The 21,268-nt window shown below is 62.3% G+C and carries 20 protein-coding genes; 8 read left to right on the forward strand and 12 right to left on the reverse strand.

Annotation, left to right across the window (positions count from 1 at the left end; all coding sequences use genetic code 11):
• Positions 1 to 42 precede the first annotated feature (42 nt).
• From RhoBH5_RS24005 to RhoBH5_RS24015, 3 genes are all read right to left on the reverse strand, one after another.
• A complete protein-coding gene (locus tag RhoBH5_RS24005; protein WP_003939877.1) occupies positions 43 to 984 on the reverse strand; it encodes an Ig-like domain-containing protein in 942 nt (313 codons plus the stop codon).
• Positions 985 to 1,706: 722 nt separating this feature from the next.
• Positions 1,707 to 3,302, reverse strand: coding sequence for an amidohydrolase (locus RhoBH5_RS24010; RefSeq protein ID WP_151098190.1), 1,596 nt, complete (start codon positions 3,300 to 3,302; stop codon positions 1,707 to 1,709).
• On the reverse strand, positions 3,299 to 4,258 hold the full coding sequence (locus RhoBH5_RS24015) for a DMT family transporter (RefSeq protein ID WP_228401301.1): 960 nt from the start codon (positions 4,256 to 4,258) through the stop codon (positions 3,299 to 3,301). Before RhoBH5_RS24015 ends, RhoBH5_RS24010 begins: the two co-directional genes overlap by 4 nt.
• 51 nt (positions 4,259 to 4,309) lie before the next feature.
• Here RhoBH5_RS24015 and RhoBH5_RS24020 point away from each other — a divergent pair, with 51 nt between their 5' ends.
• Complete coding sequence (locus tag RhoBH5_RS24020) at positions 4,310 to 4,867, forward strand: TetR/AcrR family transcriptional regulator (protein ID WP_003940110.1); 558 nt, start codon at positions 4,310 to 4,312, stop codon at positions 4,865 to 4,867.
• Positions 4,868 to 5,075: 208 nt separating this feature from the next.
• The gene (locus RhoBH5_RS24025; RefSeq protein WP_058226218.1) at positions 5,076 to 6,716 is read left to right on the forward strand and encodes an ABC-F family ATP-binding cassette domain-containing protein; all 1,641 of its coding nucleotides are present in this window, start codon (positions 5,076 to 5,078) and stop codon (positions 6,714 to 6,716) included.
• A 68-nt stretch (positions 6,717 to 6,784) separates the two neighbouring features.
• Here the strand turns inward: RhoBH5_RS24025 and RhoBH5_RS24030 are convergent, their stop codons facing one another.
• From RhoBH5_RS24030 to RhoBH5_RS24055, 6 genes are all read right to left on the reverse strand, one after another.
• Positions 6,785 to 7,273, reverse strand: coding sequence for a nuclear transport factor 2 family protein (locus tag RhoBH5_RS24030; protein ID WP_030535188.1), 489 nt, complete (start codon positions 7,271 to 7,273; stop codon positions 6,785 to 6,787).
• A 26-nt stretch (positions 7,274 to 7,299) separates the two neighbouring features.
• Positions 7,300 to 8,613, reverse strand: a complete 1,314-nt coding sequence (locus tag RhoBH5_RS24035; RefSeq protein ID WP_270008873.1) for an MFS transporter — start codon at positions 8,611 to 8,613, stop codon at positions 7,300 to 7,302.
• Between the two features lie 76 nt (positions 8,614 to 8,689).
• On the reverse strand, positions 8,690 to 10,147 hold the full coding sequence (locus RhoBH5_RS24040) for an FAD-dependent oxidoreductase (protein WP_270008874.1): 1,458 nt from the start codon (positions 10,145 to 10,147) through the stop codon (positions 8,690 to 8,692).
• Complete coding sequence (locus tag RhoBH5_RS24045; protein WP_270008875.1) at positions 10,144 to 10,926, reverse strand: SDR family NAD(P)-dependent oxidoreductase; 783 nt, start codon at positions 10,924 to 10,926, stop codon at positions 10,144 to 10,146. The genes RhoBH5_RS24040 and RhoBH5_RS24045 overlap by 4 nt, the downstream gene beginning before the upstream one ends.
• Positions 10,919 to 11,755 carry an SDR family NAD(P)-dependent oxidoreductase gene (locus RhoBH5_RS24050; protein WP_007731420.1) on the reverse strand — a complete coding sequence of 279 codons (837 nt, stop codon included), beginning with the start codon at positions 11,753 to 11,755 and terminating at the stop codon, positions 10,919 to 10,921. Before RhoBH5_RS24050 ends, RhoBH5_RS24045 begins: the two co-directional genes overlap by 8 nt.
• 49 nt (positions 11,756 to 11,804) lie before the next feature.
• Positions 11,805 to 12,254 carry a nuclear transport factor 2 family protein gene (locus RhoBH5_RS24055; RefSeq protein ID WP_228401302.1) on the reverse strand — a complete coding sequence of 150 codons (450 nt, stop codon included), beginning with the start codon at positions 12,252 to 12,254 and terminating at the stop codon, positions 11,805 to 11,807.
• A 138-nt stretch (positions 12,255 to 12,392) separates the two neighbouring features.
• On the opposite strand from RhoBH5_RS24055, the gene RhoBH5_RS24060 reads away from it, so the two are divergent.
• The 6 genes from RhoBH5_RS24060 (at position 12,393) to RhoBH5_RS24085 (ending at position 17,878) form a co-directional block, all read left to right on the forward strand.
• Complete coding sequence (locus RhoBH5_RS24060; RefSeq protein ID WP_003939719.1) at positions 12,393 to 13,115, forward strand: IclR family transcriptional regulator; 723 nt, start codon at positions 12,393 to 12,395, stop codon at positions 13,113 to 13,115.
• Positions 13,116 to 13,229: 114 nt separating this feature from the next.
• Positions 13,230 to 14,195: a pirin family protein gene (locus RhoBH5_RS24065; RefSeq protein WP_007731415.1), complete on the forward strand. Its 966-nt coding sequence runs from the start codon at positions 13,230 to 13,232 to the stop codon at positions 14,193 to 14,195.
• Position 14,196: 1 nt separating this feature from the next.
• A complete protein-coding gene (locus RhoBH5_RS24070) occupies positions 14,197 to 14,943 on the forward strand; it encodes a pirin family protein (RefSeq protein WP_270008876.1) in 747 nt (248 codons plus the stop codon).
• A 131-nt stretch (positions 14,944 to 15,074) separates the two neighbouring features.
• The gene (locus RhoBH5_RS24075; RefSeq protein WP_270008877.1) at positions 15,075 to 15,857 is read left to right on the forward strand and encodes a pirin family protein; all 783 of its coding nucleotides are present in this window, start codon (positions 15,075 to 15,077) and stop codon (positions 15,855 to 15,857) included.
• Between the two features lie 44 nt (positions 15,858 to 15,901).
• Positions 15,902 to 16,828 (forward strand): PaaI family thioesterase, encoded by a 927-nt coding sequence (locus RhoBH5_RS24080; RefSeq protein ID WP_003940082.1) that lies wholly within the window; start codon positions 15,902 to 15,904, stop codon positions 16,826 to 16,828.
• 66 nt (positions 16,829 to 16,894) lie between these two features.
• Entirely contained in the window at positions 16,895 to 17,878 is a 984-nt protein-coding gene (locus RhoBH5_RS24085; protein ID WP_228401303.1) for a protocatechuate dioxygenase, read from the forward strand.
• Between the two features lie 13 nt (positions 17,879 to 17,891).
• Here RhoBH5_RS24085 and RhoBH5_RS24090 read toward each other — a convergent pair whose 3' ends face one another.
• The 3 genes from RhoBH5_RS24090 to RhoBH5_RS24100 are packed head-to-tail and all read right to left on the reverse strand — an operon-like array spanning position 17,892 to position 21,170.
• Complete coding sequence (locus tag RhoBH5_RS24090) at positions 17,892 to 20,252, reverse strand: ATP-binding cassette domain-containing protein (RefSeq protein WP_007731409.1); 2,361 nt, start codon at positions 20,250 to 20,252, stop codon at positions 17,892 to 17,894.
• 52 nt (positions 20,253 to 20,304) lie between these two features.
• A complete protein-coding gene (locus RhoBH5_RS24095; RefSeq protein WP_003940539.1) occupies positions 20,305 to 20,715 on the reverse strand; it encodes a VOC family protein in 411 nt (136 codons plus the stop codon).
• Between the two features lie 5 nt (positions 20,716 to 20,720).
• Positions 20,721 to 21,170, reverse strand: a complete 450-nt coding sequence (locus tag RhoBH5_RS24100) for a helix-turn-helix transcriptional regulator (RefSeq protein ID WP_030535180.1) — start codon at positions 21,168 to 21,170, stop codon at positions 20,721 to 20,723.
• Positions 21,171 to 21,268 lie beyond the last annotated feature (98 nt).

Raw genomic sequence — 21,268 nt, forward strand, 5'->3', positions numbered from 1 at the left:
CCGCGCATCGCGAGGTCTAAGTGGCCGGTTGGGCCGGAGTGGTTATCCGCCGAGGCTGCCGAACAGGTCGAGACTTCCGAGCGAACCGGTGCTGCTTCCGAGCGAACCGCTGCTGCTGCCACCTGGATCGGTGGTTTTCGCCGTGACCTTCACCGTCACCGCGGTAGAGGCCGGGCTGGTCCCACCCTCATTTGTCGCAGTGGCGGTGATCGGATGACTGCCGGGCGTGGTGATCGTCAGGTTGCAGCTGAAGTTCCCACTCGTATCCGCGGTGGCGGTGCAGGTGGCGCCGCCTCCGGTCACGGTGACGGTACTGTTCGGCTCTGCCTTGCCGGAGACCTTGACGGGTGTGCCCGCCTCTACTTCGGCCGAACCCAGAGTCAAACCGGTCGGCGCACTGGGAGCAACAACGACGGGCTCGCCCTCCACCAGGACGAGACCCCAGCCGGGGTTGATCTCGTATCCCTGCAAAACTTCGCCGGCAGGGATGCCAATCATGAAACCAGCCATCACGTTGGCGTTCTGTGCGAGAGGCGTTTTCACCAGCTCGATCCGCGTCGACGAATTCGCATTCGGCCCGATCACGAACTGCTGGCCGACCTGGCCGTCGAGCTTGCCCCGCACTGTCGCAGTGCCGCCGCCCGAGACGGACCAGCTCTCACTGAAAAGAGTGAGCGTGGCAGGAAGGTCGCAGACATTACGAACGTTGAAGGCCAACTGCGTGCCCTCGTCACCGGGGATCGGGATGTAGTCGGTTCCACTGGGATCGAAGGCCGCCGGCTTCACCCAGGGTCCACCGTTCTGGGACATCTCCAGGCACTGGTCAGTGATGTCGTCGCCCGGGGCGGCCGCGGCGCTACCAGGTGCAAGCAGCGCACCCGAGGTCGCGAGGAGCAGTGCAGCCGGCAGAGCCGCCAACACAGCAGTGGCGCGCCGGGGGAGACGGGATTCTCGTCCGTCCCCGACCGGGAAAAATCGAGGCATGTGAAGACTCATTTCGTCTGTCCCGTTGCCGGGCATTGGGTGAAGAGATGGCGGAACGAGGTACATCCGCCATCGGTGCCAAACATGTTGCAGAAAGCTTGCGAGCCGAACCGTGACGCTGTGCATGCCCTCGCTCATACATAGCAACCGCTCCGCTTCGGATCAATTTTTATCACACGTATCAGCTTTTGTGGCGGTTTTACTGGTCAAACGTTCAGAAGGAATTTCGACATCCCTCAAGGGCTAATTCTGCACCCTGACCAGTACCGTTAGAAATAGTTAGCTGTGCATCGCAACTATTTACCAAAAAGTGTTCTGCGATCGAACGGGCGATTCATTCCGATCCAAACAAGAACAAGTTCTAGATACTCTTGGTATGTCCGGGAATCCACGAACGAACTCGCCGAGAACAGCGACCCTCGAGCAAACAGAAGGATCGAGCCGTTTCGAGACCCCCGCATTTCGTCCACTAGCGCCACGGACACGGGCGCCATCGATCGCTGCGCCCCGCCGGATCGGCCGGCCAGGACAAACTCTCGCGCGCTCCGAAACCAGCACTCCACCAATAACTTTGTCCGACCATCGAATCGCGACTGCCCGTTCTGCATCCAAAGCTGTGGGCCGGGAAGCAAATTCGCTCCCCGGCCCACGTGCATCTACAGTTGCGAAGCCGGTAAGGAGTTGACTACCGGCACCCAACCCCAAGGTAAAACGACGAGCATCTACGCCCCGAAGACGGTCTCACCTCCGACAACCGTGCGCAGGACCGACAGTTCATTCAAGTCTGTCGATTCGCTGCGCAGCGGATCTCCGTCGAGCACAACAAAATCCGCCAAAAGTCCCACCGCTATCCGACCTTTGTCCGATGACTCACCGGTGAGACGAGCGGCTGCGCTTGTGTAGCCGGCCAGCGCCTCGGACGCGGAAACCCGTTGCTCCGCACCCAGAACATGACCTTCTCGCGTCACACGATGTACGGCGGTGTTCATCGTGAAGAGCGGGTTCACTGGAGTGACAGGGCAGTCGCAATGCAGCGCGTAGGCAAGCCCCGCCGCCACGACCGACGCCACGGGGCTGATCCGCTCGCCGCGGCCCGGTCCGAGAAAACGATCGCGGTGCCGGTCACCCCAGTAGTAGACGTGGTTCACGAAGATCGACGCCACCACCCCGAGTTCGACCATCCGCGCGATCTGATCTTCCCGCAACGTCTGAACGTGCTCGAGGCGATGCGAGACTTCGATGTCCGGGTGCGCCGTCCGTGCCGCTGCAATTGCGTCCAATGCAAAATCGATGGCCTGATCACCGTTGGTATGAATCGCAACCTGTCGGCCGGCGGCGTGATGTTCCTCGACGAGTGCCCCGAGCGCACCTGCCGGGATTGCCATTCCGCCGCAGTGGCATCCGCCCAGATCGTGGTACGGCGCGGTCAGCGCAGCGGTGTGCAACTGAATCGACCCGTCCGAAATGAGTTTGACGCCGCCCACACGAACTCGGTCTGTCGAATCGGCGAGTTCACCCAACTGATCGTGCACCCCGTGGCCGAGATAGAGGCGCGCACGCAGCCTCAAGTCACCATCGGCGTCGAGTTGCCGGTACGCCTCGTACATCTCGGCCGTGACGTACATGTCGTGGAAACTCGTCACGCCCACCGACGCCATGACTTCCTGCGCCCGCAGCATCGCGATCTTGGACGCGTCCGGGTTCATATCCGGAACAAGTCCGTGAACCAGAGACATCGCCGGAACCTCGCACAGTTCACCGGTGGGTACACCGTCGCTGTCCCGAACGATGACACCACCTTCCGGATCGACCGTGGTGGCATCGATTCCGGCCTTCTCCAGTGCGACCGAGTTGACATAGATCCCGTGAGCAGACAAGTGCCGCACCAGGATCGGATGCTCGGTGGAAGCTTTGTCCAGATCAGCTACGGTCAGGCCTCGATCTTCCGCCACGAGGCTGTCGTCGAAGCCCCACGCTTCGATGGGCTCGCCAACTGGTGTGATCGCGGCCCGCGCGGCCAACGCCGTGATCAACTTCTCGATGGTCGGGCACGTATTCGTCGTTGCGTCGACCCCACTGAGCATCAAACCCCACATCATCGGATGAAGGTGCGTCTCGATGAACCCCGGCACAACCACCGCTCCGGCGAGATCGACAACGGAGGTTTCGGAATCGGTCAGCGCCGAGATCTCGGCGTCAGTTCCGAGGGCGACAAATCTGCCGTCCTTGACTGCCACAGCGGTGGCGTTATCGCCGACCGCACCGTCCATGGCCCTGATGTCGCCGTTGATGTAGATGTGGTCAGCCGCCGTGGTCATACGCTTGTCTCCATTCGTTTTCCGACAACAGTCGTCGAGGATTTCTTCGCGGGTATCCGCGTCGCCACAACCACTCCGGCCAAAATCATTCCGGCACCCGCAAGTTGGACGAGAGTTGGGGTCTGCGCAAGCATCACCGCGCCGAACAACAGTGCTGACGCCGATTGCAACACGAGGCTGGCGGCGACTGCACTGGCAGGCAGACGCTGACTGGCGCTGGCTACCAGCAGCCACCCGATCACCTGAGATACCAACGCGAGCAGCACAAGCCAGCCTTGAGCTACGAGTGAAGGGGTCAGATCCAAAGTTCCACTCACGAGGCCGTATGCACCTGCCGTAAGGGCAGTGGCTCCCGTCGAGACGAACATCGGCAACGCCGTTCTGCCCGCCGCCCGAGTAGCCAGACCCATCAGGAAGATGTAGACCGCGTACGCGCCTGCGGCGATCACGGCAAACGACACTCCGACAGCAGGATTCGACCCGGTGAGCGTTGTGCTCGCCCCGGCTACCAGAGCAACTCCGACAAAGAGCAACGGAAGGCTGGCGACCAGTTCCCGGCCGATCCGTTGGCGCAGAACAACGTAGCCGAGGATTGCGACGAACAGCACCTGCAAATTCAGGATCACAGTCGAAAGACCTGCCCCGATCGAATGAATCGACTCGTGCCAGAGCACCAGATCGATTCCGAGGAACGCGCCGGCAAGTAGAGACTTCACGATCCAGGGCGCCGAGATCGAAGGCCGGGGTGACCGACGACGCTGAACGAGCACGAGCATGCCGAGAGGGATGAGCGCATAGAGACACCGAAAGAATGCACCCGTCGACGGAGACACTCCTGAGAGTTCGTAGAGCACCGAGGTCAACCCGAGGATGCATGCACCGGTGACGACTACGCGCAGGTCACGACGGCGTAGTTGATCGCCGGACGGCTCGCGTGGCGATACTTCATCACTCATGGTGATAATGTATCACCGACGCGAAGCCTGTCATACAGGGAAGATGCGTGCATGAGAACTCCGGTTACCCGTGAACGCGTGATCGCTGCCGCAGCCGATCTCGTCGACAGCAAAGGCGCCGACGCTCTGGTACTGAGTCAACTCGCCGAGACCCTCGACGTCCGGCAGTCAGCCCTGTACAAACACGTCGACGGGGTCGACGACGTCCACCATCAACTCAGCCTCCTCGCACGCAACCTTCTCGCCGAACAACTGCGTGCCGCCGCGGTCGGTCTCTCGCGCGACGACGCCGTCATGGCGCTCGCGGACGCATGGCGTGCGTTCGTCCGAGTACACCCCGGGCTCTACGCCATCACCGACCGCTACCCCACTGCACCGCATCCCGATCTGGTCTCCGCCGTCGGCGAGGTGGTCGACGTCATCAACAAGGTGATCGCGGGATACGGTCTGAGCCCGGATGATTCGGAGCAGGCGGCGTGGTCTCTTCGCAGTGCGCTGCACGGCTTCTGCATCCTCGAATCGGTAGAGGGACAACCGGCCGGCACCGACCCGGATCGGGTGTATCGACGACTGGTCGAACTTCTCTGCGCCGGTATTGCTCGTATGTAGATACCGGCTCCTGTTATCGTCGGATGAAACAACACAGACCAAAAAGGATCAGACATGGTTGGTGAACTCGACATCTCCGGATAAAACCGGGCATGACGGCCACCGGCAGACGCCTCGGAGCGCTGCCGTCGTGGCCATGTTGTCGTTCACTTACCCGACTCTTCGCGGAGCAGCGTTGCCGCGCCCGCACAACACCTGAGGTCTATTCATGTCCGATACCTACATCGTTTGCTCGAATCTGTCTTTTGCCTGGCCGGACGACACTCCGGTCTTCGACGAATTGTCATTCACCGTGCCCGGCGGCCGAACCGGGCTGGTGGCCCAGAACGGCGTCGGGAAAAGCACTCTGCTCAGATTGATCGCCGGCCAGTTGCGGCCGCGCGCCGGCAGTGTGTCCGTCGACGGCGTTCTCGGATACCTTCCGCAGGACCTGCCACTGACGGGCGATCTGACCATTGCCGAGGTCTTGGGCATCGCCCCGATTCTTGACGCGCTGGACGCTGTCGAATCCGGGGACACACGAGAAGAACACTTCACGACAATCGGGTCCGACTGGGATATCGAGGAACGAACGCGAGCCCAACTCGGTCGACTCGGTTTGGGCGACATGACGTTCGATCGTCGCCTCGACACTCTGAGCGGCGGGCAGGTCGTCTCGCTCGGACTGGCGGCGCAACTCCTGCGACGCCCCGATGTCCTTCTCCTCGACGAACCCACCAACAACCTCGACCTGGACGCGCGCCGCAGGCTTTACGACGTTCTCGACGACTGGAGTGGTTGTCTGTTGGTGGTCAGTCACGATCGAGGCCTACTCGACCGCATGGACCGCATCGCCGAACTTCACAGCGGCGAGATCAGCTTCTACGGTGGCAATTTCACCGACTACGAAGCCGCGGCACGCTCGGCTCGCGAAGTGGCGGAGAAGAACATCCGCAACGCCGAGCAAGAGGTCAAGCGCGAGAAGCGCGAACTGCAGCAGGCCCGAGAACGTGCTTCGCGACGCGCAAGTAACGCTGCCCGCAATCTCGGGAACGCGGGCTTGCCCAAGATCTTTGCGGGGACCATGAAGCGCAATGCTCAGGAGTCGGCCGGCAAGGCCAACGAGACACACCTCGCCCGGGTCGACGCGGCGAAGGAACGACTCGACAAAGCGGGCCGCGCTCTTCGAGACGACCAGACGATTTCACTCGAATTGCCTGGCACACATGTACCCGCCGGCCGGACGGTGTTCCTCGGTGAGCGAATGCAATTCGCGTTCGGTGATCATGCGATCTTCGCCGACTCCGGAATCGACCTGGCCATTCGAGGACCGGAGCGTATCGCGTTGACCGGGCCGAACGGCGTCGGAAAGTCGACGTTGCTACGCATCGTCAACGGGGATGTGGCGCCGACTTCCGGTGAGATCACGCGAGCCGACGGTCGAGTGGCATACCTGTCGCAGAGGCTCGACCTACTCGACCCCGCACGCACCGTCGCAGAGAACTTTGCCTTGTCTGCTCCAGGCCTACCGGCACCGGAACGCATGAACATCCTGGCGCGCTTCCTCTTTCGGGGTGCGGGTGCTCATCTTCCCGTCGCTGCACTCTCGGGCGGTGAACGACTGCGGGCTACATTGGCGTGCGTTCTCTTCGCCGATCCGGCCCCGCAGCTGCTTCTTCTCGACGAGCCGACCAACAACCTCGACTTGGTGAGCGTTGCTCAACTCGAAAGTGCCCTGAATGCATATCAGGGGGCGTTCGTGGTGGTCAGCCACGACGAGAGATTCCTGGCCGAGGTCAAGGTCGAACGCTGGCTCAGGCTCTCGGACGGCCGTTTGACCGAGGTCGCCGCACCAGGCGCAGTGGGCTGACACGAGAAGTGAACAGGCGAAAGGCCTTCACACACGATGTGTGTGAAGGCCTTCGTCTGCACTACTGGTCAAGGCGTCCTGGTGTACACCGGATCGTCGAAGGATCGACGTTGCGTCACCCAGTCCGTGGACAGGATGTTCTCGATCACGTCTTCACGGGATTCGTCGAACACGACAATCCGATCGGCGATTCGCCATTCACCGTGGCGCCTTTCGAACCTGTCGACGTAACGGCATTTGATCGTCGCAAGCGTCTGCACCGTATCCGTACCGGAACGCTCTTGCCGCAGAAAGCACAAACAGTACGACTCGCACTGAGCGACATCGCCGTTGACGTCGATCAGTATGTTGGAAATGCAGTGAATCGACGAGTCGATCGTCTTGTGTCTGAGCTTCATGTCTTCGATCAGCCCGTCGACGGTTCCGATGTAACCGCCGTGGTTGTCTATCGCGTCGTCGAAGTAGCAGAGGGCCACGCTGTCGAAATCCTTCCGATCGACGGCCCGAGCGTAGCGATACAGAACTTCGGTGATTTCTTGCTTGTCAGCGAGGGACACGGTCAGGCTCCTGTTCTACCCGATGATCAATCAACCTGCAGTTCAACACCCTTGGTCTCCTTGATGAAGAAGACCGTGACGAGGGTGATCACCGCACAGAAGACGAAGTATCCAGCCGGAGCGAGAGAGTTACCGGTCAAGCTGATGAGATAGGTGGCGATGAAAGGCGCGGTGCCACCGAGGAACATGTTGGTGACGTTGTTACCCAATGCCAGACCGCTGTACCGCACAGATGCTTTCAGCATTTCGACATAGGTCACGTACGAAGCACCGTTGACAACGGAAACGCAGATGAAGAGCACTGACTGACCGACAACCGCCTGCCAGATGCCAGAACCGGCCATCATCATGAACATCGGGATTCCGAGAACCACTGCGGCGGCACTACCGGCGAACAGCACCGGCCGACGCCCGTACTTGTCTGCCATGTATCCCGAGATCGGCAACGTGATGACGCCGAGAACCAGTGCAAGAGAAGTGGAAAGGAAAGCAACGCGCGACGAATGACCGCCGGTGGTCTGCAGGTACGTCGCGGCATACACCGAGGCGATGTAGTAACCGCCGGTGATGAGTGCGCCCAGCAGGATGATCTTGACGACGCTGCCACCGGAGGTGCTGAGCAACTCACGGATGGGAAGCTTCTTGGTCTCACCCTTGTCCTGCAGTTCTTCGAACTGAGGAGTGTCTTCCATCTGGCTGCGGATCCAGATACCGATGCCACCGATCAGCAGGCTGAGCAGGAACGGGATACGCCAAGCCCATTCGAGGATCTGCTCTTGCGAGAACACCGACGTCAGGCCGAGGGCCATGAGCGAAGCTGCCAGCGAACCCAGGTAGGTGCCGGTATTGACCATCGAGGTCTGCGTCGCACGCCACCGTTTGGGAGCGGACTCGGAGACGAACGCGTTGGCGCCGCCGAGTTCACCGCCGGCCGCGAAGCCCTGCAGGCAACGAGCCAGAACCAGGATGGACGTCGCCCACACACCCGACGTGGCGTAAGTCGGCAGCAGGCCCATTCCGGCTGTCGCGAGAACCATCAGGAGGATGGTCCAGGACAGCGCGTTCTTGCGGCCGTACTTGTCGCCGATGTGGCCGAAGAAGATGCCGCCGGGCACGCGTAGGAAGAAGGCCACGGCGAATGCTGCAAAGGTACCGAGCAGCGCTGCGTTCGGGTCATGGGAAACGAAGAACAGCGCGGCGATCGTCGTGGCCATGTATCCGTAGATACCGAAGTCGTAGTACTCGACGACGGTACCGACGATGGCCGCGCGAATTACCTTCGTCGTCGACTGTCGTTCGGTTGCCACGCTGCTGCCCTCGGTGGATTCGGCTCTCGCCATGGTCTCATTCTCTGACATGTTGTTCCCTGCCTGGATTGGATACTGACTGGATTCGGTGCCGCGCAGACGTCGGACGTCAGGAGTGCGCGATGGAATGGACCGGTGCGCTCTCAGCGCTGGTCCTGGTGTAATTCGCCGCATTACGTCCCGCTACGCGGCCCATGGTCAAAGCGTTGGCAACCGCATTGCCGCCGCCCACGTATCTCAGTCCGAGGATTCCGGCGCCGGCCTCACCTGCGGCGTACAGACCCTCGATAGGTACTCCGGTGCTGCCGAGCACGGCCGCATCGGTGTTGATCTCCATTCCCGCATGCGTACAGACGAGCTCTGCCGGAAGGATTTTCGCGGCATAGAACGGAGCTGTCGCAATAGGATCCGGATTGCCGACGGCACCCTTGTTCCGCAACGTGCGATGGCGGAGGAAGTCGTCGTCGTGACCGCTGGGCAGTTGGTCGTTCCATCGACGCAGGGTTTGCGCCAACGTCGCAACCGGAACACCCGTAGCCACTGCGAGGTCTTCGATCGTGTCCGCACGAATCGTGCCACCGGCGGCAACTTCTTCCTCGATGCGTTCGGGATTCCAATCCGCATATCCTGGAGCCAGATTCACGCGAGCGTTCTCGTCGAAGATCATCCAACCGTATCCACCCTGATGGTCGATGATGCCGGTCGAGACCGCGTACGAGCTGTCCTCGTCCATGAAACGACGGCCGTCCTGGTTGACGTAGATCCGCGACTTCGGCGGAAAGCCGGCCTGCCAGTGGTGGAATTGCTGGAAGTAGACGGTGGGCAGCATCAGACCCCAGCCGTCGCCCGCCAGGGAAGCACCGAGGTCTTCGGCAAAACGAAGATGGTCTCCGCGGCTCCCCTCGGCTGCGACGACGAACAAGGCCTCTCCGGCCTTGTTCGCGTCCGGGAAGTGGCGTTCCACCAAACCCGGATCTTGCGCGAATCCACCGGAGGCAACAACGACGGCGCCCGCAGGCACCTCGATGTCGTCGGCGACAACGCCGACAACCCGACCGTCTTCCTCGATCAGCTTCTGCACCCGTGTTCCGAAGATGACCTCGATCCCGTGCTTACGACGAGCCTTGTCCAGCACCTGAATCAGTCCGTATCCCTGATCCTTGGGCACGTGGCCGCGCCAGACGTCCTCGACGCCGGCTTGGGCGAGTCCCGGCTGGTGAGCGTTACCTGAGATCGCCGCCGGAATCTCGACGCCGAGTCCGATGAGCCATTCCAGTGTCGGACCGGCGTTTTCGCAGAATGCACGAATCAATCCGGGTGAGAGCATCCACTGGTTGAGGTCCATGTAGTGCTGGAAGAACTTCTCTGCCGAGTCGTCGACTCCGAGGCCGGCCTGCACGCTCGTTCCGGCGGCCGTGAAGATGCCGGCCGACAGCGCGGTGGATCCACCGAGTTCGGTTTCGGATTCGAACAGCAGAACGGATGCGCCTTCTTCAGCTGCCGACACCGCAGCGGCGAGACCTGCTCCGCCGCCACCGATGACAACGACGTCCCAGTGCTCGGTCATGAAAGTTCTCCAGTCTCCGCGATGATGCGGTGGTAAAGACCGTTCGACACCAACCCGCCGTCGACAGTGAGTTCCGTACCGGTGGTGTAGGTCGAACTGTTCGAGAGCAGGAACAGCACTGCTTCGGTGATCTCGTCGAGAGTTCCCATGCGTCCGAAGGGAACCGACTTCAGTGACGCGGCGACGAAGTCGTTCGCGCCGCCGAGCAGCGCCGTACCGACCAGTCCCGGGTGCACCGAGTTGACGCGAATCCCCCACTGCGCGAAGTTACCTGCGGCCGACTTCGACAGACCGGTCAGACCCCACTTGCTCGACGAGTAAGCCGGAGAGAAGTATCCGATCTGACCGGCGATGGACGAGATGTTGACGATCGATCCGCCACCACTCTCGCGCATCAGCGGCGCCACCGCCTTCATACCGTAGAACGGGCCGAAGAGGTTGATCTTCATGGTCAGTTCCCAGATGTCGATCGGGGTGTCCATGAATTCGAGCCGACGCGAGATGCCGGCGTTGTTGACCAGTCCGCCGAGTTCCCCACGGGTGGTGCGAATTTCGTCGACAACCCGGTCCCAGGCATCGACATCGGTGACGTCGAGAATATGAGCGGACGCCGATCCGCCTGCGGCGACGATGTCGTCGACCACGCCGGATGAATCCGAAACATCGGCAATGCAGACATGCGAACCGCGCGCGGCGAGAGTGCGCGCGTGATGCGCCCCCATCCCGGCAGCACCGCCGGTAACGAGAACGACGCCGGGATATGTCGTGGACTCAGACATGCCGCGAACCACCGTCCACCGCAATGCTGTGCCCGGTGACGTAACGCGCGCTGTCCGAGAGCAGGAACAGCAGCGGGCCGAAGACCTCTTCGGGCGAGCCCAGACGATGCAGTGGTACCGCGTCGAGTGCGTTCGCGAGCGCGATCGGATCTTCCTGGACCCACTTCGTCATCGCCGTGTCGATGTAGCCGGGTGCAATGGAGTTGACCCGAATACCCTTGTCGCCGAACTCCACTGCGAGAGACTCCGTGAGGTGCGCAACGGCAGCTTTCGACGTGCAGTATGCGCCTCTCCCCTTCCGCACACGCAGCGCAGACACCGAAGACATGTTGACGATGGCGCCGCCGGGACCGAGGTGACGTGCCGCCGCCTGAGCACCGTAGAGCACTCCCTCGACATTGACACTCAGCGTTGCGCCGATCTGCTCCGGGGTGATCTCCTCGGCCAGCGCAAACGGGAAGATACCCGCATTGTTGATCCAGAAATCAACCCGGCCGAACTCCTTCAACGCCAACTGCGCAAGCAATTCATGCTCGTCGGGCTTGGTGACGTCGACCCGAGCTCCGACGACGCGACCCGGCTTGTCCGCCAGTGCATTCGATTCGAGGTCCGTGTTGATTCGTGCGGCCGTGGCGAGCATCTGCTCTTCGTTGATGTCGGCGCCGACGACATGTACGCCGCGCGTTGCCAGTCCTTCGGCGAACGTCGCACCCATACCCTGAGCCGCGCCGGTCACCACTGCGACCTTGCCTGCCAACTCCGGGTACACCGCCGACATCTGCGTCACAACGGTACGGCCCGGGTTCGTCTGGTCAGAGCTTTCGGTCATGATGTACTTCTCCTACTGAATATTGTTGTGCAAGAAACATTTCGGTACTTCAAGCTTGTTCGGACGCTCGGGGCGCGTCGTCGCGGGAGACGGTGCGGCGGGCGATCTTCCACCCCTCACCGACCCGAACCACGTGATCTGTGACAGTTGTCAACCGCACCAGTCGCGAGTCTCCGCCGCGAGCGGTGGCAACGATCTGCAGGTACCCGTGCACTGTGAGAGCACTCTCGTCCACCGCCTCGACGACGAGATTGGTCAGAACGTGGCGATGCACCTCGTCGGCAGCTTCCGCCGCAGCGAAGAAGCGAGCAGCAAAAGCCGCAAGGTCGTCGAAACCGACCACAGGTTCCGGATAACTGGGGGAATGAAACTCACCGCCATCGGTGAATGTCTGCGCCCAATCCTGCTGGCGCCCAGAGTCTATGCAATGACTCTGGTGGCCGTACAGCTGGTGAATTGCGGCAACATCCTCCGTTGCCACGACGCTGTAGTTGCTCATGAAGGTTCTCTCCGAACACGCTGTGCTGCATCCACCCGAAGGTTGTGCAGCTCCGTAAAGTGTGCGATAATCGCACACACTGTGCGATATATTCAAAGCGTAGGTGGCATACCTCACAAACGTCAAGAAAGGGATTTGATGTCAGAGCTGAGCGAGGAACACCGACCGCGCAAAAGTGCAGTTCAAGTGGACTCCAGCATGTCGAAAACGCTGCACCACGGACTCGAGATCCTGGAACTCCTGACGTCCTATCCGCACGGCTTGTCGGTCACCGACATCGCCGACGGAGTGGGAGTCCACCGAACCGTCGCACATCGGTTGATCCGCACGCTCGAGGCTCATCACCTGTGCCGCAAGGACTCCTTCAAGCGCGTCACTCTCGGCGCCGGCCTGGTCACCCTCGCCGAACCGGTGGAACAGGATTTGCGCACTCTCGCTCGCCCGATACTTCAAGAACTTGCCGAGGCCACCGAGGCGACAGCGCACCTGGTGGTCCGCGAGAGCGATACCGAAGTGCGCGCGCTGATGGTGGTCGAACCGCGCAGCGCCAAGGTTCACGTCGCGTTTCATCCAGGGCAGGTCGATCCGATCGACCGCGGCTCCGCCGGGCTCTCCATCCTTGCCTCACTCCCGCCGACGAGCGGGGAACGAGAGGAAGTGACGGCGGCACGCGCACGCGGCTACGCAGTGACCGTCGGCGAGGTCATCCCGTCGGTCCTGGGAATCTCGGCGGTGATCCCCGGCCGACGCCGCGACGCCATCTCCAGCCTCGGAATTTCCGTCTTCGACTCCGAGGACCAAGCAGCGCTGGGCGCCGAGGTCATGGCAGCGGCAAAAACCCTCGGCAGCATGTTGCGCTGATCCGAACACCAGTCGAGCCCCGGGAATACCCGGGGCTCGACTTTGTTGACTCCGAATGAGATAGTTGAACAATCAACTACCTGACATCAGCTTCACGGATACAAGGAGTACGACATGCCTGCTGTGACAGTCGAGAACATCTTGGCCCTGCCCCGTCTCGACGAGCCGGCAGAGTCAGCAGTCGACCGCCCTGTCAAGAGCATCACCACCGCACCGGTCGGATACGAAGGTGAAGGCTTTCCCGTTCACCGCGCCTTCGCCGGCATCGACCTCTCCGCCCTCGATCCCTTCATCCACATGGACCAGATGGGCGAAGTCAACTACGCACCCGGAGAACCCAAGGGCACACCGTGGCACCCGCACCGCGGCTTCGAAACCGTGACCTACATGATCGACGGCATCATGGAGCACCAGGACTCCAATGGTGGCGGTGGCATTATCGGCGGCGGCGACACCCAGTGGATGACCGCGGGTGGCGGCATCCTCCACATCGAAACTCCGCCGGAGCACCTCGTCCTCAGCGGCGGCCTTTTCCACGGCGTCCAACTGTGGGTCAACCTGCCTCGCGACAACAAGATGGCATCTCCGCGGTACCAGGACATCACCGGTAACAAGGTGGCCCTGCTTTCCTCGCCGGACGGCGGAGCCTTGGTACGCGTCATCGCCGGAGACATCGCCGGCCACGCCGGACCTGGTTCGACGTACACACCGATCGCGCTCTCCCACACGACTGTGGCCCCGGGTGCGAGCCTGACGCTTCCGTGGAACCCCGAGTTCAACGCGATCGTCTACGTGCTCGCCGGCGAAGGCACGGTCGGGGCAGAGCGTCGGCCCATTCGTGTCGGACAGACAGCTGTCTTCGGACGCGGTGACTCCATCACCGTCGCCGCCTCCGATCGCCAGGATTCACGGACCGAATCTCTCGAGGTATTCATCCTCGGCGGCAAACCGATTCGTGAGCCCATCGCGATGGCCGGGCCGTTCGTCATGAACACCAAGTCCGAGGTCATGCAGGCCTTCGAGGACTTCCAGGCCGGACGCCTGGGATCCATCCCGGCGGCACACGAGACGCTGAGCTGACATGTCGTCGGTAGTCGTCCAGCGAGCTGACGAACGCGCGCATCTCAACTACGGCTGGCTCACGGCGCGTCACAGTTTCCCCTTCGCCGGAAACTTCGATCACGCCGCGTACGCGCATGGACTTCTGTTGGTGAACAACGACGACATCATCGAAGCCGACTACGGTTTCGACACTCATCAGCACCGCGACACCGAGATCGTGACGTGGGTGCTCAGCGGATCTCTGGTTCACCAGGATTCCGCTGGGCACTCCGGGGTCATCCATCGCGGACTCGCGCAGAGAATGAGCGCCGGTACCGGAATCCTGCACTCCGAGCGCAACGATCGCTTCCGGGCCGACGGCTCGCGTGTCACCGAGCCCGTTCACCTCGTCCAGATGTGGATACCCCCGGACGAATCCGGAGTGACTCCGAGCTATCAGGAACTCGACATCAACTCCGAACTCGACGGCGGTGGCCTGATCACCCTGGCGTCGGGGATGCCCGCGCATCGCGACCACAGCGCGATCAGCTTGCACAACAAACATGCGGCACTGCATGTTGCTCGCCTCGAGACCGGTGGGTCGGTATCTCTCCCGGATGCGCCGTACGTGCACGGCTTCATCGCCGGTGGCACTGTCGACATCGAGGGAGTCGGATTGCTCGGTCCGGGAGATTCGTTGCGACTCAAGGATACTGGCGGTCAACGAGTCGAGGGAATCGGCGATGCGGAGATACTCGTGTGGGAGATGCACGCGTCGACGAACTGACGACACCACCGAGTACGCCCAATGTTCGGACTACACAGCAGGTTCGTCGTAGGGTGGATGCCGGTAGTGGCGGATCCCGATTGTGGTGGATCCCGATTGTGGTGGATCCCGGTGGTACAGAAGGAGGAGCCATGGCATCTGGTCGAGCACAGGCCCCACGGACGACACCGCACATCGATGTGCACCGCTCCGGCGATCGCTTGAAATCCCGCGTCTCCTGGCTGGATTCGAAACATTCGTTCTCGTTCGGACAGCACTACGATCCGGACAACACTCATCACGGATTGCTGCTCGTCAACAACGACGACACCGTACTGGCGGGAACCGGTTTCGACACCCATCCGCACAAGGACATGGAAATCGTGACCTGGGCGCTTCGCGGTTCACTCGTGCACCAGGATTCCATCGGCCACACCGGCGTCATCTATCCGGGACTCGCCCAGCGCATGAGCGCCGGTACCGGAATCATGCACAGTGAGAAGAACGATTCGTGGCGTATCGGCGGCGAACAGCATTCCGACCCCGTGCATTTCATTCAGATGTGGGTGGTACCGGACGAAGGTGGACTGACCCCCGGTTACGAACAGCTCGAGATCGACGACGAACTGCTGCGCGGCGGTCTGATCCCGGTTGCCTCCGGGATGGAGCGCTACAAGGATCATTCGGCGATTCGCATCAACAACAAGAACGCCGCCATGCATGTCGCACGCATTCTGCCGGGCACCTCCGTGAATCTTCCGGGCGCACGGTTCCTGCACGTCTTCGTCGCGCAGGGCACTGCCGAGATGGAGGGCGTCGGCACACTGTACGAGGGCGATGCTGTCCGGTTGAGCGATTCGGGTGGCCAGCAGCTGACCTCCGACGCCGGGGCCGAAGTCCTCGTCTGGGAGATGCATTCACGTATCGGTGGTTGAGACCCGGTCTCGGCAGGACTCGGCGCGCTGGAGATACTCGACGGATGAGCATCGACAACTCCGCCGCGCCCGTCAAGAAGCTTGACCCACTCAACACATTGATGGGTGTGCGCGCCGTTTCGGTCGAGCCCGGGGACCTGGCCTTCGCGCAGGCCGTCGGCGAGCGATTCCACGATCACCGTGGCAAGACCGTGCTCGGTTCCATCGGAGTCATGATCGACGGTGCCATGGGTGGCGCGGTGTACTCGGGACTGACCTCGGGCCATCAGTCCGTGCTCGCGCAGGTCACGGTCAGTGCGGGCGCCGACATCCCCGACGTCGCGGACGTCGGTGCCACCGGAACACTCGTGCATCTCGACGACGGCGTCGGACTCGCATCCGGGCAACTTCGCGACGAGAACGGCACCCTTCTGGCAGTGATGGCCGGTCGCGCCATGGTGGTCTCGCGTCCCCCCGTCGTGGGAATCGACGACTACGTGGAGGGCGAGCCGCTGCCCGTCCCGACGCCGGAGAAGACAAGCGACCTGAGCGGGTTGTCCGGGTCCGACGTCGTCGAAGGAATCCGCGACGGCAAACTCGAACGCGGTCCACTCGCCGGTCTCCTCGATCTTGCTGTCGTCGACGTGACCCCGGGTTCCGTCGTCGGTGAGTTCGCACCCGTGGCCTGGATGGCCAACCCGTTGGGCGCCGTTCAGGGCGGTGTCCTCATCTCGGCAGTCGACGCCATCACTGGCCTGTCTGCCCAGACCCTGACCAGCGTCGACCAGGACTATCGCGTCCTCGACCACAAGATCGACTTCCTGCGCTCACCCGACATCGGCGGGCCGGTCTTGCGCGCCGAGGCCTCCGTGATTCGTGCCGGGCGCAGGCTCGCGCTGATCGAAACGCGCATCGTCGACGCCGGCGGACAGGTCTACGTACGGGCCACCTCGAGCATCCAGATGCTCTCCCAGCAAGTTCACAGCGGATAACCAGTTCCGCACCAGGTCGCCCGTCCACCATTGAGACAACAGCCCACACAATGGAGGTACAGCGGCGTGAACAAAGACATCGAAGCGAGCAGGCTGCGCGTGAGCCGTCGGCGGGCTCTCGCCCTCGGCGGAACCATCAGTCTCGGCGGGCTCATCGCAGCGTGCTCCGGCAACAGTGGCACCGCCACGACGACTTCGGCTGCGGCTGCGTCGACGACAAACACTTCCGGCACTTCCGCCGCGGCCACGTCCGGCGACGCTGTCACCGCACTTCTGGCCAAAGCACCGCAGTGTGTCATGAGCAAGGAAGAGACGCAGGGTCCCTACTGGTTCGACGTCGACTCCATTCGCGGCGACATCCGCGAGGACCGTCCGGGCACCACGCTGCAGGTTGCGATGCGCGTGCAGGACAACAGCCAGTGCAACGTCGACGGCAGCATCGGCGCGGTCAGTAACGCCGTCGTCGAGATCTGGCACTGCGACGCCGGCGGCGTGTACTCCGGCTTCGAATCCGGTTCGCTGAGCGCCAACGGCGGCGGCGGTGGCGGAACTCCCCCGGCCGGCGGGATGGGTGAACCTCCGTCAGGTGCACCCGGAGGCGGAATGGGCGAACCACCGTCAGGCGCCCCCGGCGGAATGGGCGGCGGCATGGGAGGGTCCGGTGAGACCTCCGACGGTTCGTACAGCGTCGGCGACACCGAAGCCACCACCACCGACGACGGTACCTATCTGCGCGGGGCGCAGACCACCGATGCAAACGGCATCGCACAGTTCACCACGATCTTCCCCGGCTGGTACATGGGCCGCACCACCCACATCCACGTCAAGGTTCACATCGACAAGAAGACGGTCCTCACGTCGCAGACCTTCTTCGACGAGACCCTTCTCGACGAGGTGTACTCGCAGTCCCCGTACAGCGAGCACACCGGTCGTGAGAACAACACGAACAACGCCAGTGACGGCATCTACGACGACACCGGCCTCATGACCGTCGAAAAGCAGTCGGACGGGTCCTACCTCGCCGTCATCAACCTGGGTATCGACGCCTGAGGTAGGAGCCCGGTCAGCTGCCGACGTATGCCGCGAGGTGCTTTCCGGTGAGGGTGGAGCCGTCGGCGACGAGCTCCTCGGGAGTGCCCTCGAAGACGATCCGACCGCCGTCGTGACCCGCACCAGGGCCGAGGTCGATGATCCAGTCTGCGTGTGCCATCACCGCTTGGTGGTGCTCGATCACGATGACTGACTTGCCGGAATCGACCAGTCGATCGAGCAGGCCGAGCAACTGCTCGACGTCGGCCAGGTGCAGTCCGGTGGTCGGCTCGTCGAGGACGTACACGCCGCCCTTCTCACCCAGGTGGGTTGCCAGCTTGATGCGCTGACGCTCACCGCCCGACAGCGTCGTCAACGGCTGGCCGATCGTGAGGTATCCGAGCCCCACGTCGACCAGTCGGACGAGGATCTTGTGCGCAGCGAGGGTCTTGGCCTCACCGTCGCCGAAGAACTCCTCGGCCTCGGCCACCGACATCGTGAGAACCTCGTTGATGTCCTTGCCACCGAATTTGTATTCGAGTACCTCGGCTTGGAAGCGCTTGCCCTCGCACTCCTCGCAGAGAGTGGCAACGCCGGCCATCATCGCCAGGTCGCTGTAGATGACGCCGTTGCCGTTGCACGTCGGGCAGGCGCCCTCGGAGTTGGCACTGAAGAGCGCCGGCTTCACGCCGTTGGCCTTGGCGAATGCCTTGCGAATCGGGTCGAGCAGCCCCGTGTACGTCGCCGGGTTGCTCCGACGCGAGCCGCGGATCGCGCTCTGATCGACCGACACCACGTCTTCGCGTTTCGCGAGCGAGCCGTGGATCAGCGAACTCTTGCCCGACCCGGCGACACCGGTGACCACGACCAGGACGCCGAGCGGTACGTCGACGTCGACGTCCTGCAGGTTGTGTGAGTTCGCTCCACGAATCTCGATTGCTCCGGTGGACTCCCGCACGGTCTCTTTGATTGCGGCCCGGTCGTCGAAGTGACGGCCGGTTACGGTGTCGCTGGCACGCAAACCGTCGACGGTGCCCTCGAAGCAGACGTTTCCGCCGGCGCTACCCGCACCCGGACCGAGGTCGACGATGTGATCGGCGATCACGATCGTCTCCGGCTTGTGCTCGACCACGAGCACGGTGTTGCCCTTGTCCCGCAGGCGCAGCAGTAGGTCGTTCATCCTCGCGATGTCGTGCGGATGCAGGCCGGTGGTGGGCTCGTCGAAAACATACGTGATGTCGGTGAGCGAAGAACCCAGGTGACGAATCATCTTGGTGCGCTGAGCTTCACCGCCGGAGAGGGTTCCCGACGGCCGATCGAGACTGAGGTAGCCGAGTCCGATCTCCACGAACGAGTCGAGCGTTTCACCGAGCGTCGTGAGCAACGGCGCGACCGACGGTTCCTTCAGTCCGCTGACCCATTCCGCGAGATCGCTGATCTGCATCGAGCAGGCGTCGGCGATGTTGACGCCCTTGATCTTCGACGACCGCGCCCCCTCGCTCAGTCGCGTCCCGTCGCATTCGGGGCAGGTGGTGAACGTGATCGCCCGCTCGACGAAAGCCCGGATGTGGGGCTGCATCGCGTCGACGTCCTTGGCCAGGAACGACTTCTGAATCTGCGGAATCAGACCCGTGTACGTCAGGTTGATGCCTTCGACCTTGATCTTGGTCGGCTCTTTGTAGAGCAGATCGTTCAGTTCCTTCTTGGTGTACTTCTTGATCGGCTTGTCGGGATCGAAGAAGCCGCAGCCGCGATAGATCCGGCCGTACCAACCCTCCATGCTGTAACCGGGCACCGTGATCGCACTCTCGTTGAGCGACTTGGTGTCGTCGTACAACGCGGTCAGATCGAAATCGTTGACCGCCCCTCGTCCCTCACACCGCGGACACATGCCGCCGGTGATCTTGAAGCTGCGACGCTCTTTCGTCTGACGTCCGCCGCGTTCCATCGTGACCGCGCCTGCTCCGGAGATCGAGGCCACGTTGAACGAAAACGCCTGGGGCGAACCGATGTGAGGCTTTCCGAGACGGCTGAACAGGATGCGGAGCATCGCGTTGGCGTCGGTGGCGGTTCCGACGGTCGAGCGCGGGTCGACTCCCATCCGCTGCTGATCGACGATGATCGCGGTGGTCAGGCCGTCGAGAACATCGACGTCCGGCCGCGCGAGCGTCGGCATGAATCCTTGAACGAAAGCGCTGTAGGTCTCGTTGATCATCCGCTGCGATTCCGCGGCGATCGTACTGAACACCAGCGAACTCTTCCCCGAACCGGAGACGCCGGTGAATACCGTCAGCCTCCGCTTCGGGATCTCGACACTGATGTCTTCGAGGTTGTTCACCCGCGCGCCTTGCACGCGGATCAAATCGTGGCTGTCTGCGGTGTGCAAGGCAGTCATCGTGTCTCCATCTGTCAGTCGATCGCCGACGGTCTCAGCGCAGTTGACGGGCTCAGCGCAGTTCTTGAATACGGATCAGGTTTCCCGCTGGGTCCCGGACGGCGCAATCGCGAACGCCGTACGGCTGCTCGGTCGGTTCCTGGACGACGTCGATGTCGCCGGCCTGAAGCCGCTCGAACGTGTCGTCCAGATCTTTGGTGGCCAGGAGAAGTCCGCCGTAGGTGCCCTTGGCCATCATCTCGATGATGGTGCGGCGCTCCTCGTCGGTGATTCCGGGATCGACGGCCGGCGGATGCAGCACGATGGAGGTGCCGGGCTGGCCGGGCGGCCCCACCGTGATCCAACGCATCCCGTCGTAGCCGACGTCGTTGCGAACCTCGAAGCCGAGCGTGTCGCGATAGAAGTTCAGGGCGGCTTCAGGGTCGTCCTGCGGAAGGAAACTCGAGTGAATGGTGATGTCCATGGCGATCACGTTAATTGCGGCTGCGCGGTCTGCGCTTCTCGATTCCTGATCGGTCTGGTGACTTGTTTGGACACGCAGGACGGCATTCCTGCCGTCGACTGCTCGGCCTCGCGCCGATAGACACTGGGCGGAACCCCCACCAATTCGGTGAACTTGCTGCTGAAAGTGCCGAGAGAGCTGCAACCGACCTCGAAGCAGACGTCCGTGACACTGAGGTCTCCGCGCCGCAGTAACGCCATCGCTCGCTCGATTCGCCTGGTCATCAGGTAGGCGTACGGCGGTTCTCCGTATGCCTGACGGAATTGGCGACTGAGATGCCCCGCAGACATGTTCACTCCCCGCGCGAGCGCCTCCACGTCCAGAGGCCGCGCGTACTCCCGGTCGATACGGTCTCGCACACGTCGTAGTCGCGCGAGGTCCTGCAGGTGCGGATCTGCGGCAGGTCTGCTGGTCACGTATTCGATCGTGCCATGCCATACCGACGTTGCCCAGCACAAGAGATGAACTCGGCGTGGAGCGATCGCGCACACACCGAGCAGTTCGTCATGATCGT

The sequence above is a fragment of the Rhodococcus sp. BH5 genome (assembly GCF_027583855.1).
Taxonomy (GTDB): Bacteria; Actinomycetota; Actinomycetes; order Mycobacteriales; family Mycobacteriaceae; genus Rhodococcus_F; species Rhodococcus_F qingshengii.